We start from the raw sequence: 18,564 nt of genomic DNA on the forward strand, positions 1-18,564 counted from the left end.
ATTACCAGCTGATTCTTACTGCCGCATCACCAGGAAATTCAAATTCATTCCCATTGACGGCTTTAATTTCGGTATATTTGGAATTCTCTTTAACCTCTACCTTAATTTTTGATACGGCAGTTTTGGAAAGCCCGCTGACTTTCATTAGAGCCCTAAACTTTGGACTTCCAGCTACTATAAAGGTGATCTTTTTTTTTGCGAAGCGGAACTTTACTGCAGGATAATTGATAAAGCCTATTGCATTAAGATCCTTTAGCCTAAAATACTGTCGGGGCACCACTCCGAAAGCGAGGCCTGCCCCATAAACTTCCTGTCCGACTTCTCCAGATTTCTCCCACCCATCGTGAATGTCTTCCAAAGGCACCCATAGCTCTTTCTGCACTTCCCCTGTTTTAATGTCTTGAGCAATCATATCCTGAGGCAATAATGGCGGATAATAATAGGCAAGCCTTGCTGAAGCATATTTGATGAACTCAGGAATTAATACTTTTAATGCTGGGAGTATGTCAATATTTTGTGTCACTTCCATATAATGATGAAGAGCAGCATAGACTTCAAACTCTTCGTAAGCTGCTGTATAGGGCGCATCATCTAAGGGAAATACCGAAAAGAAACTGGGGAAATGCTTTCCGTAACCGTAGCCGCAACTCCAGATCTGCATGTTTTTAAGTAGGCCAGCTATACAGCTATAGCTCAGCTTGAGGAACTTCTCATCATTGGTTTCGAGATAGAGCTCTGCCAATGCACCGGCGGTAAAAGCTGTATTATTGGCCTGATAGAAAATGTCAAATCCTAGCCCTTCTAAACTTTTAAGTGCACGCAGGGCTTCATTTAAAAAACGCTTTTCATCTGTGAGCTTGTACGCCATCAACATCACATGAGCATATGAGCCTGGCACATCCTTCTCCCCTCCCTCTCCTGGCTGGGTTTCTGCCTTAATTACCTCATAGGTTGTCATCTTATAAAAAACTGGCCAATTATAGTCAAAATGCCGTGCGGTCTTTACGGCATAATCTACGGAATCCAGAAAGAGCTTCTCTGCAATTTTATCCCCTCTAAGGGCTAGACGCGCCAAATTTAAAAGCGGATGATGGAGATACCAAGAATCCATCACCATCTCACGTTTCTGCTCTTCAGATTTGTCTAGCTGGTCTACAAGAGCGGGATGCCAGCGGACGATGCTTTTAACACGCTCATCATAGAAGTCCTCAAGTCCCATATCCAGATCATCATACATGGGATGGGAACTTTCAGACCAGGCTAAATATTCATGAAGAGGCAGCTTCACAGCCAACTGCACCATAATTTCAGCAGGGGTTTTATAATCGCATACATAAGCATTCAAGAAAGGCGAACTATTGGCCATTGTCCAACACCCCTTATTCAGGTGCAGTTGCCCCAGAACTTTCTCCGCGATACCAAACCAGTCCTGATAAACAGGTTCAGGCTTTTCAATATGATTGTAAATGACGCTAAGATGATTTAAAAACGCAGAGGTCATCTGACTTTCTTCCTTCATAATCTTTTCATCGAGCAAAACCAAAGCATCCGATATAATAAATTCTATCCCCTCAGGGATAGGCTTCTCGCGGTTTACGGGAAATTCAAATCCTATTTCTGGCCAGCTTCCTCCGACTGTTTCCGAAAGCGAAGTCTGCGATGTCTCGCAGTAGGCAGACATGGCGCTTAGATTTTGGAAATAGAAGACCGATCCTGTTTCAGGTCGAGTCATGCTAAAAAAGATATGCCCTGAGCGCGCCCCCTGCTGATGTGAATGGATGATCCCTGAGGTATTCTCTACCCTGCCGTCATAGGTTAGTGGCACAATATCTCGAGGCCAGAATGGAATCAGTAGAGAAAAAGCCGCTGTGAATGAGGTAGTATAACGAAACAGCGCTGAATCTGCTTCTGGAAAACAAAGCCTGACCGTATAATGTCCCAGTCTAGTCCAAGCTTCTATTAGCAAATCATTTTCCCGCTTCTTAACCTGAACTTTATAAAAATTGCTGTTCATGCCAAAGGCCAGTCTAAATGCCATTCTTCCAGATTTAGGCCACTGCACAGCAAGCCATAGGGAATCGCCAGCATTATATATCTGAAGTTGGTACTCGAAAAGCGCGGTTTCATGCAGCAACTCGGCATTTACAATATCTGCCTGAACAGTAGCTGTCCAAGGCGTAACAGGATGAAGCATATCGATAATGTTTAAATTAATAAATCAAATTTGTCTCATAAATGACGCTGTTGCTTATATAATACCTGTGAAACCTTACATAAATTTAATCTCCTTTTTTCGTTAGCTCTAAAAATATAAACAGAGTTTCAGACTCCTTTATCTTCATTTTTCATAAGCGTAGCGGACGTTTTAAAAAAAAGAGTTTCATTTTAAAACCGTACTTGCTAAAATTTCGTTAATACCTAAATACCAGCGAACTAAACCAGTGTTGTTTAACCTAATAAAAACTAGATTATGAAAAACGAAGTTAAAATCCAGGCAGTAAACCCGTCCCTGGACAGCAGAAGAAGTTTTTTGAAGCTCAGCGGTTTGGCACTTGCCTCCGCAAGTCTTCTTATCGCAGGATGCAGCGACAGTGATGATGACCAACCCATGCAGGAGGATACCCTTCCGGGCGTCCGCAATGGCGTATTCGATTTAGGCTCGGGAGATTTCGGGGTGCTCACCTATGCCTATGCCCTAGAGCAGCTAGAAGCCGACTTTTACACGAAAGTCGTTAACGCCTCTAGCTTCAACAGCGCGTTCAGTTCTTTAGAACGTGAAGTACTGACTGATCTTTATCATCATGAGGTGGTGCACAGAGATTTCTTTAAAGCTGCCTTAACCGGAGCGCTTCCTAATCCGTCCACACAACTACTGCCAACACTTTCTTTTAACTACGGTTCTCTAAACTTTAACAGCCGCACTGAAGTCCTTGCTACAGCCAAAGCGCTTGAAGACACGGGAGTTGCCGCATATAACGGAGCTGGGAGATTGATTAAAACAGCCGATTATCTGTTGCTGGCAGGAAAAATTGTCTCGGTAGAAGCTCGCCACGCATCGGCTATCCGAAGCCTAATCAATCCTAATTCAAAGGATTTTGCAGGAGATGATATCGTGAATATGTCAACAGGACTAGATGATGCGAAGGATCCTTCAAAGATACTTCCGATTGCTGGAGGATTTATCTCCACTAAATTTACCGCTAAATACCTGCCTTAATGCTAACTTAAAAACTGGAAATTATGAACATCCTAAAATTTATAGAATCCTTCGCCGATGAGCGCATAATGCAAAGCATGGGCACCAGAAGAGAAAGTTTTGCTCAGTTTGGAAATATCGGAAAAAATCTGGCTATGGCCTCAATACCTTTCGGGCTTTCTGCCTTGAGCAGCAAAGCTTTTGCCAAAGATATAACAGCTACTCCTGCAACGCCAATAGGTGCACTGCAGTTCGCTCTCACCCTTGAATACTTAGAAGATGAATTTTATGCTATGGCACTGGATTCAGGTGTCATCCCAGCATCTGAGAACGGCGGTAGGGATTTAAAGGTATTCCAGCAGATCTCAGCTCACGAGTCCGACCATGTTAAATTTCTTATTGCGGGACTTGGAGGAACAGCAAGTGCCAATTTTGTCGCTAAGCCGACCTTTGACTTTACAGTTGGAGGCGCTTTTGATCCTTTTAATGACTATCCTACTTTTCTAGCTTTGGCACAAGCTTTTGAAGATACTGGCGTAAGAGCTTACAAGGGACAGGCCGCCAACTTGATTACAACACCGGACCTGCTTACAGCTGCTCTGCAGATCCATTCGGTAGAAGCGCGCCATGCGTCAGAGGTTAGAAGACTAAGAGGTCTTAAAGGCTGGATTTCAAATGCCGAGAGAGGTGCTGGAATGCCAGCTGCCACTCAGGCCGTCTATGACGGAGAAGGCGTAACGGTGCAAGCTGGATTTAATACCGCTGCCGCGTTTGGAGCTGCAGCAGGATCAGAAGCCTACGATGAGCCTTTAAATACCCAGCAAGTAGTGGATATAGCCAACATCTTTATCGTCTAAATAATTTAAACAATAATAACCGCCGCCTGTGTTCTAAAGATGCAGGCGGTTTTCTTTATAGCCAAGCAGATAGTACCAGAAAACGTGCTACCGCTCAATCATATAGTTGCGCGTAACCTGATTGAAATTAAGGATTTCTTTAATCCTCTCAACAAAAAAGCCCCTCAAAAATTAAGGAGCTTCTTGGCAGCCGACGGGTGCCTGAAAAGGTATGGGGCAAATTAACTAAATCATTGTACAGAACCTTCAGACGAACCCCGTCGGTCCCCTGTTTCTTTTCTGACAGATTGTACAGCATTTTGCCACACCAATGTATATCAAAATTAACAAAAACATCTCTGGCGTTTCTTACAGAATATCACTTAGAAATTACAGCTTCTTAATGTGCTATTATTCTAAATGACATTGTTGTCTGTTTGGGCAAAAGATTTTATTTGCTTTTCACTATAATTCGTTTTTGTTGTTTTTATTAAATTACAATCTTATTTTAAAGGTGTAATGCTATAAGAAGTCCCCTTTTTAGTCTCAAAAACCGCAGTGTAACCAATAGACGATTTTTCACTTTTGACATTCAACTTTTCAATTATAAATGGTTGTGCTGATCGTATAGAGCAAGTTCCTCCGATATTAGACACAATTGTGGTCTGGCTCATTTTACCTTCATTCCATTTTATATCTACAGTAAAATTGCCTTTTGCTGTAATTCCCTTAATTTCTCCATCTTTCCATGAATCTGGCAAAGCAGGAAGCAGATGTATCTCTTTATTTTGACTCTGCATCAGCATTTCGATTACACCAGCAGTTCCTGCAAAATTTCCATCAATCTGAAATGGTGGATGCGCATCAAAAAGATTTGGATAACAGCCTCCGTGTCTGCTGTAGTTAGGATCATTATCTTTAGTTAATCGCAATTGATTTTTGAATAACTGATAGGCATGATTTCCATCCAAAAGTCTCGCCCACATATTTACTTTCCATGCCAAACTCCAACCTGTTCCATCATCTCCTCGAAGTTCTAGTGTTTTCTTTGCCGCAGCAGCCAATTCTGGGGTTTGAAGAGGAGAAATTAAATTGGCTGGATGCAAAGCATACAGATGTGAAGTGTGCCTGTGGTGCGGATCTTCTTCTTCAAAATCTTTATACCATTCCTGTAATTGCCCTTTACTTCCAATTTGAAAAGGAAGTAATTCCTCTCTCGCACTGTTGACTTTCTGTCTAAACTCTAAATCGGCATATAAAACCTTAGAAGCTTCAATGGTATTTTCAAATAAATCTTTTATGATTGCGATATCCATTGTCGAAGCTGTTGTTACAGTTCCCTGTTTCTTGCCGTCATAATAAAATATATTTTCTGGAGAGGTTGAAGGCATTGTTACCAGATGGCCATTTTTATCTTTTTGTAGCCAGTCTAAACTAAATTCTGCCGCACCTTTTATAATGGGATATACTTTTTTTAGGTAATTTTTATCGCCAGTATATTGATAATGTTCCCATAAATGTCTGCTCAGCCAATTGGCTCCCATGTACCAGTTGGCCCACATTGGATCTCCTTTTCCAAAATCTCCAACCGGATTAGTCATAGCCCAAATATCAGAGTTATGATGCAAAACCCAACCGTTGGCATGATAATAACTTTTAGCTGTTTCTGCTCCTGTTGCAGAAGCATTTTTAATGAATTCGTCGAGCGAAAAAAACAATTCTGATAAACTTCCCGATTCTACGGGCCAATAATTCATCTGCAAATTAATATTGGTCGTATAATTACTGCTCCAAGGTGCACGAAGCTTATTGTTCCAAATTCCTTGCAGGTTTGCTGGCGCATTATGCGTACGCGAAGAAGAAATCAGTAAATATCGTCCAAATTGAAAAAACAAAGCTTCTAGACCCGCATCTTTTTCACCTTTTGCATATTGTTCTAATCGTATGTCAGTTGGAAGATCAGACTTGGATGTTTCTTTTTCGTTTAGCATTAATGAAACCCTATTGAAGAATTTTTGAAAATCAGCAATATGTTCTTTTAATAGAGAATCATATTTTTTACCAGCAACTTTTTTTATTGGAGCTTCAGCAAATTTATGTTCGTCTTTTCCTTGACTGTCTGGACATTTATCAAATCCGTTAAAACTTGTCGCTGCGGAAACGAAAAGTAGAATTTCGCTGGCATTTTTGATAACTAATTTATCTCCCTCAGAGCTTATTTGGCCGTCTTTTACAACCGGTTTTATAATCAATTCGAAGCGCATACCTCTACATCCAGTTACATCCTCATAAATAACGGGTTCCTTATTATAATCGATATAGTTAGGATCGGCGTGCGAAGGTGCTTTTCCCTTTAAAACTAATGTTTGATTCTGTACTGCTTTCTGATTTTTTAAAAGACTTGCCGCATCAATGGTCACAGAAAGTTTTTTCAGCTGGTCTGCCGAAAGCTTAATTACAATACATTGTGCCGGAGCCGAAGCAAAGATTTCTCGTTTGTAATTTACTCCGCCAGCATTAAAACTTGTTACGGCTAATCCGGTTTGTATATCTAAGCTTCTATCGTATGATGCCGCTTTTTGCCCGCCAAAATCCTGCTTTAAAATAAGATCTCCTAAAGGCATAAAACTTTCGCTATATGGTCCTTGCATGTTTTTGGTCAAAACATTAGCTTTTTCAAAATCTTCATTTTTAAGCGCTTCTCTAATTAAAGCTAAGTTTTTAAAAGCATCTGGATTTACATTTTTATGAACTGGTCCTCCACTCCATAAAGTAGCTTCATTTAACTGAATAAACTCTGCTTCAACCCTTCCAAAAACCATTGCGCCCAGAGTACCATTTCCTACAGGCAGTGCCTCTGTCCATTCAACAGCGGGCTGTTTGTATTGCAGTTTTAAATCTTTTTGCGCAGAAGCAGAAACTCCTGCTAATGCAATGAGCAGAAAAAAGCTTTTTTTTAAAGAATGATGCAGCATGAATTTTACTTTTTGATGAAATTAATTAAATCGTTTTCAATTTTAACACTGTTACTGAATACGGAGGAAGATTCAATTGCTGACTCCCTTTCGTAATCTTATATTCGCTTTGTTTTGGCGTGATTTTTTTGGGATCTGCAAAAGTGTTTTCATCCTGTAAATTTGCACTTACCAGTCTAATCAAACTTCCTTTTGCCCCCAATTTCGCTCCTTTCAAATCAATACTTATGTCGGATGGTGTTGAAGCTGTATTAACCAATTTCACAATAATTTCCTTACTGTTCACGTCTTTTACAGCCGATGCGTATAAATTATGCTGACCAATTAACGCTTTTCCATCTTGCGTAATGCTTAATAAATCGGTTCCTTTATTAGTCGAAAACAATTGCTGTACATAATAGTTTGCCGAACCATAAGACTGAAGATTATTGAACCAAATCATATCTGGTGTCCATTGCCAAGCATCTTCGTGAGCCATTAAAGGTGCATAAGAAGTTAATTGCACTACTTCTGCATTTCTCTCCAATCCTGTCATAAAAGCAGCCTCAGAAAAGGCGCATTCCCAATTATTTCTATTGTTTGGATTTGCCCCAGAAACACTTTGTGCCGCATATTCTCCAGCAAATATTTTTGGGCCTTTGCGATCATAATTATCGTAACGGCCAGCATTTTCCCTAAACCATTTTGGGCTTTGGTAATAATGTTCATCAACCAATTCTGCATTCAGCTTTTTCAGTTCTTTCATTGCATAATCAAAATGTTCACCATCTGGTGAAGGCCCGCTCCCTGACACAATAATGATATTTGGATATTTTGCTTTTATAGCTTTTTCAAAAACTTTATATCTTTCAATATAATCAGCGCCCCACTGCTCGTTTCCAACTCCGATATATTTTAAGTTAAACGGTTTTGGATGTCCCATATCTGAACGAACTTTTCCCCAAGCTGTCGTAACAGCGCCGTTTGCAAATTCAATCAAATCTAAAGCATCTTGTACGTACGGATTCAGTTCGTCTATGGATGCTAATTCTCCAGTGTTGTACTGGCACGCCATTCCGCAGCTCAAAATTGGAAGCGGTTCTGCCCCTATATCTTCTGAAAGCTGAAAATATTCAAAAAATCCTAAACCAAAACTTTGAAAATAATCTGGCGTTAATTTATGATTGAATTCAACATTCCATCTGTTCATCATGGTTTTTCTATCCTCAACATTCCCAATAGATTTTTTCCATTGGTAACGATCTGACAAAGTTCTTCCTTCCACAATACAACCACCTGGAAAACGTAAAAATCCTGGTTTTACATCGTATAAAAGCTGAACTAAATCTTTACGAAGTCCATTTTTTCTATTCTTCCAAGTATCTTCAGGAAATAATGAAATCATGTCCAAATCAATTGTTCCTGTTCCTTCAAAAGTGATTTTCAGCTTTGCTTTGGCTTCTGTTTCAGTTGCCGCAAATTGTGCTGTATAATTGGTCCATTCATCAGATTTTGGAACTACACTGGTTTCTCCAAGTACTTTTTGATCTTTGTCAATCAGTTGGAAAATAATCTTTCTGATGGCTCCTTTATGATTAGCTGCCTTAAACGAAAGATTGTATCTCGCATCTTTCTTCACTCCCATTCCTCTAAAACCTTCATTTATTAAAGCATAACCTTTGTCATTATTAATTTCAACCCTGCAAAAATTAGTATTATTTGCCGCTACGTTGATGGGCAGAGCCATACCGGATTCCTTATTCATGGAAGATCTACTGCTTTTAGGTTGTTCCCATCCCATTAAAGGTTTCTCAAATTCAAAAGATCTGTTTTTAATCATTTCAGCATAAAGTCCACCATCAGCAGCAAAATTTATGTCTTCAAAAAACAAACCGAACATGGTCGGCTGAATTTTAGTTATCGTTTTGGAAGCATCAACCTCTAGAACCGCTTTTTGAGCATTTCCATAAATAGTGCTAAATAGCAAACCTCCTATGAATAATGTTGAAATTAAATTTATTTTCATTGTATTGTTTTTATATCTGCAATTTATTAATTAATCTTTTTAAAGCATCTCTTTATTGTAATTTTTACACTTATTTTTTCAAGAATAAATTACTTTTTAACTGCCTCATACTTATCTGGGAAAGCGGCTTCTCCATCTAAATTGATTACTTTCAAAACATCAACGTTTTTACTTTCAACTGCATATTTAAAATAATCTGGCTTATTTTTGCCCCATTGAACGGTACAATTCTGAACCTTAATGCTTTCTGCCGAATCAAAATAGAAACCAGAAGTGGTTCCTTTTACAAAACCTTCTACATTAGCAGGGCGTCTGTCGTACAATCCGCCTGGAAAGGATGTAATTTTATCTATAAAAACACTCACATTATCAAAAACAATATTCTTGATTTTATCTTTAGATTCTCCGCTTACAAAAACACCGTTTTCTCCTGTGCATTGGATATTAGAAAAATAAATATTCTTGATTTCGCCCACTTTTCCTTCTGTTGCTCCTTTCGGGAAACGCCAATTGGCATCTTTATGATTTATTTTTGCTCTGCTGAAAGCTGTTATATAAATCGGTTCTGCTTTTCCCCACCAAGTATCCGTGTTTAATTTACTTTCTATAATGATGTTAGAGAAAATAACATCGCTTACCGTTCCCTCGTCACGATTCTGAATCCCTAATGCGCGATTGCTGTTTTTAATAATACAATTATTGAAAACAACCTGTCTAATAGCATCCATATTTTCTGAACCAATTTTAATAGCACAGCTGCTGCTGGTCATAGTACAATTGGTAACTGTAATATTTTCGCAAGCTCCAAATTCTTCAAATTCTCTTCTGTTTTTCAAACAGATGCAATCGTCTCCGCTCTCAATATAACAATCACTGATTCTGACATTTTTAGAATGGTCCAAATCAATTCCGTCGCTGTTGCGGACTTTCAAGCTGTTCAATAAAGTAATACCACTGATTACTACATCGTTACAGCCTACCAAATGAACTGTCCAATAAGCTGAGTTTCCGATATGAACATCTTTAATTCTGATATTTTTACCACCGATAATCGTCAATACGTGAGGTCTTGGATCAAGAACATTGAATGGTTTTAAAACATATGCGTCATCTTCTTCTGCTCCCATAAAAGAAACTCCGTTTCCATCTATTTTCCCGCTTCCGCTAATGGTGAAATCTTCCACGTTTTCTCCTCCAATCCAAATCGTCCCTTCTCCCGGATTGGTTCTGAAAGCACTTTTTGTATAGAGTTTTTCATCTGGACTTGCCAATAGTTTCGCACCCGCTTCGATATGCAAATCTACTTTTGATTTGACGTCAATTGGTCCTGCTAAAAAGGTAAATGGTGCTGGAATTAAAACTCTTCCACCCGTTTTGCTGCAAGCGTCGATTGCTTTTTGAATAGCTGCAGCATCATTGGTTTTACCGTCTCCTTTTGCTCCATATTTTTTAACGTCGTAGATTTTCTGCGCAGAAACGGTTAACGAAAGGCAGAAAATTAGCAGCGTGATGATCGATTTCTTTTTCATATTTTTTATTTTTTTTTGCCACAAAGGCACAAAGGCGCTAAGTTTTTTTCACGCAGATTTTTCAGATTTAGGCAGATTTAATTAGATTTTTTTTATAAAATATCTGTTAAATCTGCTTAGATTTTTTCAATCTGCGTGAAACAAAAATACTTTGCTTCTTAGCGTCTTTGCGGCCAACTCTTAATGGGCAGGCAATTCAAATTTATTCTGTTCTGGTTCTATTTTTCTTTTTGCAGCTTCGCTATCCAAATTGCTTTCCAAAACATCTTTGAAAACAATCTGATTGTTTTTATCTGAAGGAATATCAATTGCCTTCATCGTTAGATTTTTAACATCATCAAAAACAAAAGCTGGACGGAAATCTTCTTTATCCAAAATCAGTTTTATATTCTTCATTTCGATTCCGTTTACGTGACGGACATAAAATCCCCAAGAAGGCAGTTCTCCAAACATGTTAAATTCAGGATAACCGTTGATGTTTTCTTTTACATCTTTTAATCGGCTTAGTGGATGATATGCCATTCCTTTGGATGCCCTTCCTGGATAAATGATTTCAATATTTTCTAATGTCACATTTTCAATTAAATGCCCCGGAATTCCAGCAATAGAAGATGGAAACGGATTATGGAAATAATCAACCTCAGGCCCGCGCATATCGTAGTCAATATCAGGACGACCAAACGGTACTTGCACTTTTACGTTTTTTACCGATACATTTTTAATAGATCCTGGTTTATCTCCGTTTCTATGCCCCAAACGAATCAATATTGCATTTCCTGTATTAACAGCTGTAATATCTGAAACTTTGATATTCTCAATTTCGGCTCCGTCAACAGATTCAATCGCTACTGCGGATCTAAACGTGTCAAAAACTTTGATATTTTCGATGGTTACATTTTTGAAACTACCGTAAGAACCTGTTCCAAATTTCACAGCATTGGCGCTCGATCTTATTGTACAGTTTCCAATGTAAATATTGTTATTGTGAAGTCCCGGAACTTCCGATTTCAAGCAGATTCCATCATCGGCAGTGTTCACATTGCAATTGGTTATTCGGACATTTTCGCAACCATCAACGTCAATTCCGTCATTGTTCCAATACGCTCTGCTTTCTACTTTCATAAAATCAATGACAATATTCTTGCATTCTCTAAAACATTGTGTCCAGCCTGGACTATTTTTCAAAGTAATATCAGTCATTGTGATCGAATCGCATTTTACAAACGAAATTAGTTTTCCTCTTCCATCTTCAGGACGCATTCTTCTGTAATTATATTTCGGATCTATTCGAACTCCCGTGTGATGCAGCGAATCAATTGCTAAAGCCAGTTCTCTTCCCTGTCCATTTATAATGCCTTTTCCTTTTACCGCCATATTTTTAGATTCAGCTGCGATAATCAAAGCTCTTATTCCTTCATATTTCGGATAATCATCTGGGTTGGTGCTTCCTAACAAAACGGCATCTTCTTCAAAAAATAATTCTACATTACTTTTTAAAACAATACTTCCCGATAAAAACGTCCCTTTAGAAAAAAGAATTCTACCGCCTTTACTTTTATTAGCTGCATCAATGGCTTTTTGGATTGCTTTTGTATTTAAAGTTTTACCATCTCCCACAGCGCCGTATTTTTTAATATCAAATACTTTTTGCGCTGAAACAGTTAAGCAAACACAAAAAACAACCAGTATGATTACAAAATTTCTTTTCATTTCTATTTTTTTTTATGCCACAAAGACACTAAGTCGCTAAGTTTTTTTTTAAACCTTCTCTCCTTAATAAACTTTACGCTTTTGCGAGCAATTTTCAATTTAATCCTTTTAAATAAACTTTGAGTCTTTGTGCCTTCGTGGCAAAACAGAAATTACCAGAAAACAGTGTACAAAGCCACTAAAATTCCACAGATAATAAAAGATCCAACTATAAACTCTGATGATACTTTAAACATCGATTTATCAACTTCAATTTTATGAATTTCAGCTTCCTCTTCTGATACTGGTTTGGCTAAACTGATTCCCACCATTATCAATACAATGATAAAGAAAACAATAGTCATTCTGTCTAAGAAAGGATAATCAGGAAAAGCGCCTTCTGTCCACATCGGCAAGAATTTTAAGACCGCTGCAATAGGCACCGTTAACAATGCCCCTGCCAATCCTGCAGCTGGAGTTGTTTTTTTCCAAAACATTCCCAACAAGAAAATTGCTAAAACTCCTGGCGAAAAGAATCCCACATATTCTTGTATAAATTGATACGCCTGATCTAATGATTTTAATGCAGGAGCTACAAAAGCTGCAATGATCATACAAACCACCACACACCACTTTCCTATACGAACCAATTTTTTTTCTGATGCTTGTGAGTTGAAATATTTTTTATAAATATCTAGCGAAAAAATAGTTGAAATACTATTGGCTTTTCCAGCCAAAGAAGCCACAATTGCCGCTGTTAAAGCCGCCAATGCCACTCCTTTTAATCCTGCGGGAAGCAGATTCATTAAAGTCGGGTACGCATGATCTGGTTTTAAAACTCCAGCCGCATCAACCATTTCCTGCTGAAACGTTCCGTTTTCATGCATGACAAACATGGCAATACCCGGTAAAACGGCAATAATTGGAACCAATAATTTTAGAAAAGCGGCAAATAAAATTCCTTTGCGCGCTGTTTTTAAATCGGCTCCTAAAGCTCGTTGAACGATATATTGATTGCACCCCCAATAGGCCAGATTGTTAATTAACATTCCCCCAACTAAAACCGACATTCCTGGCAATTCATTATAATGCGGATTGGACTTATCTAAGATCATATGCAAATGTCCTGGAGCTTGATCGGCAATTACAGACAATCCTTTTAAGATATCCTTTCCAAAACCGAATTGGTCTGACAATAGTGTCAAGGCCAAATAAGTTGTTACCAGTCCACCCAGAATTAAAACAATTACCTGAAACATATCCGTATATCCGATTACTTTCATACCGCCCAAAGTCACAATTACAGCAAACAGACTCAATCCAATCACACAAAACTGAAAACTTATCGGTGCAATGGATGAAATGGCCAAAGCCCCTAAATAGATAATCGAAGTAAGATTTACAAATACATAAATTAAAAGCCAAATTATGGCCATGATCGTGCTTACGGTTCCACTATATCTTTTGGCTAGGAACTGCGGCATGGTAAATATTTTATTCTTCAAATAAACGGGAAGAATAAACATGGCCACGATAATCAGAGTGGCCGCAGACATCCATTCGTAAGAAGCAATAGCGAGCCCAATGGCAAAACCCGAACCGCTCATCCCGATAAAATGTTCTGCTGAAATATTAGACGCAATCAAAGAAGCTCCAATTGCCCACCAAGTAAGCGAACCCTCTGCTAAAAAATATTCTTTGGAACTGGTTGCTGCAGTTTTCTTGCTTCTATAAATGTACATTCCATAGGCAGTGACTATGATAAAGTAAATAAAGAAAACAATGTAATCTGCGGTTTGTAATACATTCATAATGTGTGGTTATTGTGTGGTTAGATAGTAAAATGTATTGTAAGATCTGATCGCATCAAATCTTGAGAAACCATTTTCTTTTATACAGAAAATAAAGTAAAAGAAGCTGTACACCAGTTACTGAGAGAGCAACAAATACTGGCTGCCATATCATTGGCAAATACTGTATCATACCTCCAAAAAAGTAATCAGCAGTATGTTTAAAATCTACAGAGCCTTCGGCTGCGATATATATTAAAATCGAATTTGAACCAATTAAAATCAACGGAAATGCCCATTTATGAAAGCCAGACAAATCAATTATCAAATAGAAAAAGATAAAAAATAAAATACTAAATCCGCCGACAAAACAGACAAAAGAGCTTGTCCATAAATGCTTGTTGATTGGAAAATCAATGTCCCAAATTAAGCCTGCAATAATTAACAAAACAGCTGTCAAGGCCATCAAAATTAACTTTGCATTTATTGAAAACTGATTTTTTGCTTTTAAAAATGTTCCTGTAAAAACTCCTAATAATGCCGTAGAAATAGCGGGAAGAGTCGAAAAAATGCCTTCTGGATCATAAACGGTACTGTGAAGTCTGCCCGGTAAAAATAGGCGGTCAATATATCCTTCTAATGATCCCTCTTTGGTTAAAACTCCCGCTCCAAACTCAGGAACTGGTATCCATTTCATGGCCGCATAATAGCCCATCAAAATGCCTAAAAACCATATGAACTGTTTTTTGAAATCAAAATTCAAATAAATCATTCCGGCAAAAAACCAAGCTATTCCAATTCTTCCTAAAACACTCGCAAAACGGGTATGGTCAAAGCCATCAAAACGCAATAATCCATTTACTACAAAACCTAAAACCACTAAAATAATGGTTCTCCTCAGCATAGAAAGGTATATTTTTCGTTTTTCTTTTGAGGGCAATTCCTGCGGTGTTGATACTCCCGCTAAATTCATTTTCTTCTCAAAAGAATATGGCATAGAAACGCCTGCTACAAACAAAAACACAGGGAAAATCATGTCATAGAATGTAATGCCATTCCATTCCGCATGATGCAATTGCGATGACATCCAGAGAAAAATAGGAATTGGGGCCGCCTTGGCTAGAGCATGAATTATATGTTCGCCACTCATAATCCAAAACATTACAAATCCGCGCAGCGCATCTAAAGAAATTAATCTTCCGTTTGTAGGGTTACTCATTTTTTAGTTCTAGTTTTAATTTTCTATCGCAGTATTCAGTCACAGCCGCAGTATTCAGTGTTTATGTGACTGAAAACTGTGACTGGAACTAAACAACAGGTTATTTAAAGTGGTTTAATAATAAATCCGTAGCTGTATTCGCTTTGGCTTAATACATATTGTTCGTGTGGCGGTTGTCCCCAGCTATTGTCGCCTCCTAAACCTCGCTGGGTTAAGTCTACACAAACAACTACTTCATCTCTTGGAGTGATGTCACTGGAATGAAGGTTCTTTTTAGAAATCCCGCCATCAAAATCGCTCGGATAATTATTCAAAGTACTCATACATAAAGGCTGCAGACCTTTTACTTCCAAGCCATTTCCTGTATTGCTTGACAATTTAAACCAGCGTATATCGGTCTTATATCCATTTTCCTGCGGGCGCGTATAAGGCACATATTGGTCTGCAACTTTACTGTTATAAATTCCTTTGAATGAAGAAGTTTTCCTATCTGGATAATTTTCTAAAGGACCTCTTCCGTAATAATCCAGATTCTCCAAAGTATTTTTCAAGGTGAAAATCATTCCGAAACGCGGCAGCTCTGGCACTGGATTATTTCCTTTTTTATAAGAAGCCTGAATTTCCAAAGCACCGTCATTTCCTAATGCATATTTAATAGTGTAGTCTGAAGCAACATCATTCAACTTCAATTTAGCAACAATATATTGCTTACCGTTTTCTTCAATTTGCTGAATATTTTCTAGTGATGTATTTTTTCCTGCCGTTCTCCAGACATTGGTTCTAACCTGCATTTTGTTTCCAAAATCATTATCGGTTGGCGCTCTCCAGAAGTTAGGTTCAGGATATTGCTTAAAATATTCTTCGCCTTTTATACTGTAATAGGAAATCAATCCGGTCGATTTGCTGATTTTAACTGTAACATTATCAGAAGTTAAAACAAACTGATCTTTCTCATCTTGAACTTTCGAATTGTTTGCTTTTTCAGATTTTTGGAAATATTTACCGTCTTCGATTACAAATTGTTCTTTCGCAACCTCAAAATTCTGAGGCAGTAAATCTGATCCCGTTTTAGTGTAGGCAAAAACATTCAGCAAATATTCTATTCCTTCTTTTGATTCTAATTTTGGTAAATCAAGTTTGAATTGTTTTTTAGTCTTTGGATCTAAAGCAACATTCAAATTTCCTTCTTTGATTACTTTACCATTTTCTAAAACTTCATATCTAAAGTTGTACTTGTTCAGGTTTGTGAATCCAAAATCATTATTAATTTCGATTATACCATTTTTGATATCGACTGCTTTGAATAAAATATTCTGATAGACTTTCTTCACTTCAAATGCTCCAGGATGCGGTGTTCTATCAGCATAAACTAATCCGTTATGGCAGAAATTTTCGTCGTTTAGATAGTTTTGGCTTCCCATATCGCCACCATAAGTCCAATACTTACGACCCGCTTCATCAATTCCATAAAATCCCTGATCTACCCAATCCCAAATAAATCCGCCCTGCATATTTCTGCTGCCACGAATGATGTCCCAATATTCCTGAAAGTTTCCGCTACTGTTCCCCATGGCATGCGAATACTCACACATAATAAACGGACGGGTCGCTTCTTTTCTCGCAGCATATTCTTTCATGTATTCAATTGTTGGATACATTGGGCAGACGATATCTGTATTCTCATTTTCTTTTGCCTGTTCAAACTGAACCAATCTGGTATTGTCTCTTTTTTTGATCCATTTGTAAGCTTCATGAAATACAGGTCCATTAGCACTTTCGTTTCCTAATGACCATATAATTACCGATGGCATATTTTTATCTCTTTCAACAAGACTATAAATTCGGTCTAAATGTGCTTCTCTCCATTCTGGAAGATGACCCGGATTCGTTTTTGGATTCATCCACTTTAGAGGCTGTCCTTCTACTCCCATTCCATGGCTTTCAATATTGGCTTCATCCACCAAAAACAAACCGTATTTGTTACATAATTTTACCCACAGAATATTGTTTGGATAATGGCTGCAACGTACAGAATTGATATTGAGCTGTTTCATCATCTGAATGTCTTTCAACATCGTGGCTTCATCCTGATAATGTCCAGTTTCTGGATTATGTTCGTGAATGTTTACGCCATGAACCATTAATCGGACACCGTTTACCAATAATTGTCCGCCTTTTAGTTCCACTTTTCTGAATCCGATTTGGGTTCCAACGGTTTCTACAATTTCTCCTTTTGTATTTTTTAAAGTCAAAAGCAAAGTGTACAAATTCGGCGTTTCACTACTCCACAATTTCGGACTTGAAATACTTTGAGAAAAATTAAGATTCTGAATTTTTGAAGCTTCAAAATTGACATTAAACTCTTTGCTAAAAATATTTTTACCCCAGGCGTCAACCAATTTTGCAACCAGCTTTTGGTTGTTTACCGCTTTTGAAGTCAGATTTTTTAAACTCACATCAACATTTAAACTTCCGTTTTTATACTTTGCATCTAAATCTGGTTTTGCAAAGAAATCCGAAATGCGAACATTGTCAGTACTATACAAATACACATTTCTGTCAATTCCAGAAAGTCGCCACATATCTTGATCTTCTAAATAAGAACCATCGCTCCATCTGTAAACTTCAATAGCTAAATTATTTTTACCCGGTTTCAAATACTTCGAAATATCAAATTCTGCGGGGCTTTTAGTATTTTCTGTGTAACCCACTTTTTCTCCATTTACCCATATGTACATTGCTGAAGTTCCTGCTTCGAAATGAAGAAAAACATGTCGGCCTTTCCAATTTTCAGGTAGCACAAAATCTTTTTTATAAGACCCAACAGGATTATCCCAATGATTGATAAAAGGCGGATTTTTTTCGAAAGGATACGTTATGTTGGTGTAAATCGGAACTCCATATCCGTTTAATTCCCAATTCGAAGGCACTTGAAGTTCTTTCCAGTGTATAGTGCTGAAATCTGTTTTATAAAAATCCTTTGGACGCTCGTCTGGTGTTGGCGACCATGAAAATTTCCATTTGCCATTCAAAGAAAAATACCAAGGCGAATTTTCATATTTATCAATGATTACGGAAGTTTCATCTGCATAAGGAAGAAAAGCTGCTCTTGCGGGTTCTCTGTTGATTTGAAACACAAGAGGATTTTCCCAATCGTTGCGATTTTTTTCCTGTGCCAAAACAGCTGCACCACAAAGTATAAGCAGGCTGAATAAAAGTATTTTGGTTTTGGTTTTCTGCATTTGTTTTGGTTTTAGATAGCTGACATTATTTTTTTTAAACACATAGAGACATAGTTTTTTCTTTATTCAAAGGCGTTTGACTT

Annotated in this window: 10 protein-coding genes; 2 read left to right on the forward strand and 8 right to left on the reverse strand. The window is 37.9% G+C overall.

Annotation, left to right across the window (positions count from 1 at the left end; genetic code table 11):
* Position 1: 1 nt before the first annotated feature.
* Positions 2-2,194 carry a hypothetical protein gene (locus tag FF52_RS22660; RefSeq protein ID WP_008469257.1) on the reverse strand — a complete coding sequence of 731 codons (2,193 nt, stop codon included), beginning with the start codon at positions 2,192-2,194 and terminating at the stop codon, positions 2-4.
* A gap of 276 nt (positions 2,195-2,470) precedes the next feature.
* Here FF52_RS22660 and FF52_RS22665 point away from each other — a divergent pair, with 276 nt between their 5' ends.
* Together FF52_RS22665 and FF52_RS22670 are read left to right on the forward strand one after the other, a co-directional pair.
* A complete protein-coding gene (locus FF52_RS22665; RefSeq protein ID WP_008469258.1) occupies positions 2,471-3,217 on the forward strand; it encodes a ferritin-like domain-containing protein in 747 nt (248 codons plus the stop codon).
* 23 nt (positions 3,218-3,240) lie between these two features.
* Positions 3,241-4,053, forward strand: a complete 813-nt coding sequence (locus FF52_RS22670) for a ferritin-like domain-containing protein (protein ID WP_008469259.1) — start codon at positions 3,241-3,243, stop codon at positions 4,051-4,053.
* A 482-nt stretch (positions 4,054-4,535) separates the two neighbouring features.
* On the opposite strand, the gene FF52_RS22680 is transcribed toward FF52_RS22670, so the two are convergent.
* The 7 genes from FF52_RS22680 to FF52_RS22710 all read right to left on the reverse strand — a co-directional run bounded on the left by FF52_RS22680 (position 4,536) and on the right by FF52_RS22710 (position 18,481).
* Complete coding sequence (locus tag FF52_RS22680) at positions 4,536-7,007, reverse strand: glycosyl hydrolase family 95 catalytic domain-containing protein (protein WP_008469261.1); 2,472 nt, start codon at positions 7,005-7,007, stop codon at positions 4,536-4,538.
* Positions 7,008-7,032: 25 nt separating this feature from the next.
* The gene (locus tag FF52_RS22685) at positions 7,033-9,012 is read right to left on the reverse strand and encodes an alpha-L-arabinofuranosidase C-terminal domain-containing protein (RefSeq protein WP_008469264.1); all 1,980 of its coding nucleotides are present in this window, start codon (positions 9,010-9,012) and stop codon (positions 7,033-7,035) included.
* An 89-nt stretch (positions 9,013-9,101) separates the two neighbouring features.
* Positions 9,102-10,541, reverse strand: coding sequence for a glycoside hydrolase family 28 protein (locus tag FF52_RS22690; protein WP_008469265.1), 1,440 nt, complete (start codon positions 10,539-10,541; stop codon positions 9,102-9,104).
* A 180-nt stretch (positions 10,542-10,721) separates the two neighbouring features.
* A complete protein-coding gene (locus FF52_RS22695) occupies positions 10,722-12,251 on the reverse strand; it encodes a glycoside hydrolase family 28 protein (RefSeq protein ID WP_008469267.1) in 1,530 nt (509 codons plus the stop codon).
* Between the two features lie 152 nt (positions 12,252-12,403).
* A complete protein-coding gene (locus tag FF52_RS22700; protein ID WP_008469269.1) occupies positions 12,404-14,041 on the reverse strand; it encodes a sodium/sugar symporter in 1,638 nt (545 codons plus the stop codon).
* Between the two features lie 55 nt (positions 14,042-14,096).
* Positions 14,097-15,239, reverse strand: a complete 1,143-nt coding sequence (locus tag FF52_RS22705; RefSeq protein WP_008469270.1) for an acyltransferase family protein — start codon at positions 15,237-15,239, stop codon at positions 14,097-14,099.
* Positions 15,240-15,343: 104 nt separating this feature from the next.
* On the reverse strand, positions 15,344-18,481 hold the full coding sequence (locus tag FF52_RS22710; protein WP_008469271.1) for a glycoside hydrolase family 2 TIM barrel-domain containing protein: 3,138 nt from the start codon (positions 18,479-18,481) through the stop codon (positions 15,344-15,346).
* Positions 18,482-18,564: the final 83 nt, after the last annotated feature.

It is taken from the genome of Flavobacterium sp. F52 (assembly GCF_000278705.1).
In the GTDB taxonomy this organism is placed as follows: Bacteria; Bacteroidota; Bacteroidia; order Flavobacteriales; family Flavobacteriaceae; genus Flavobacterium; species Flavobacterium anhuiense.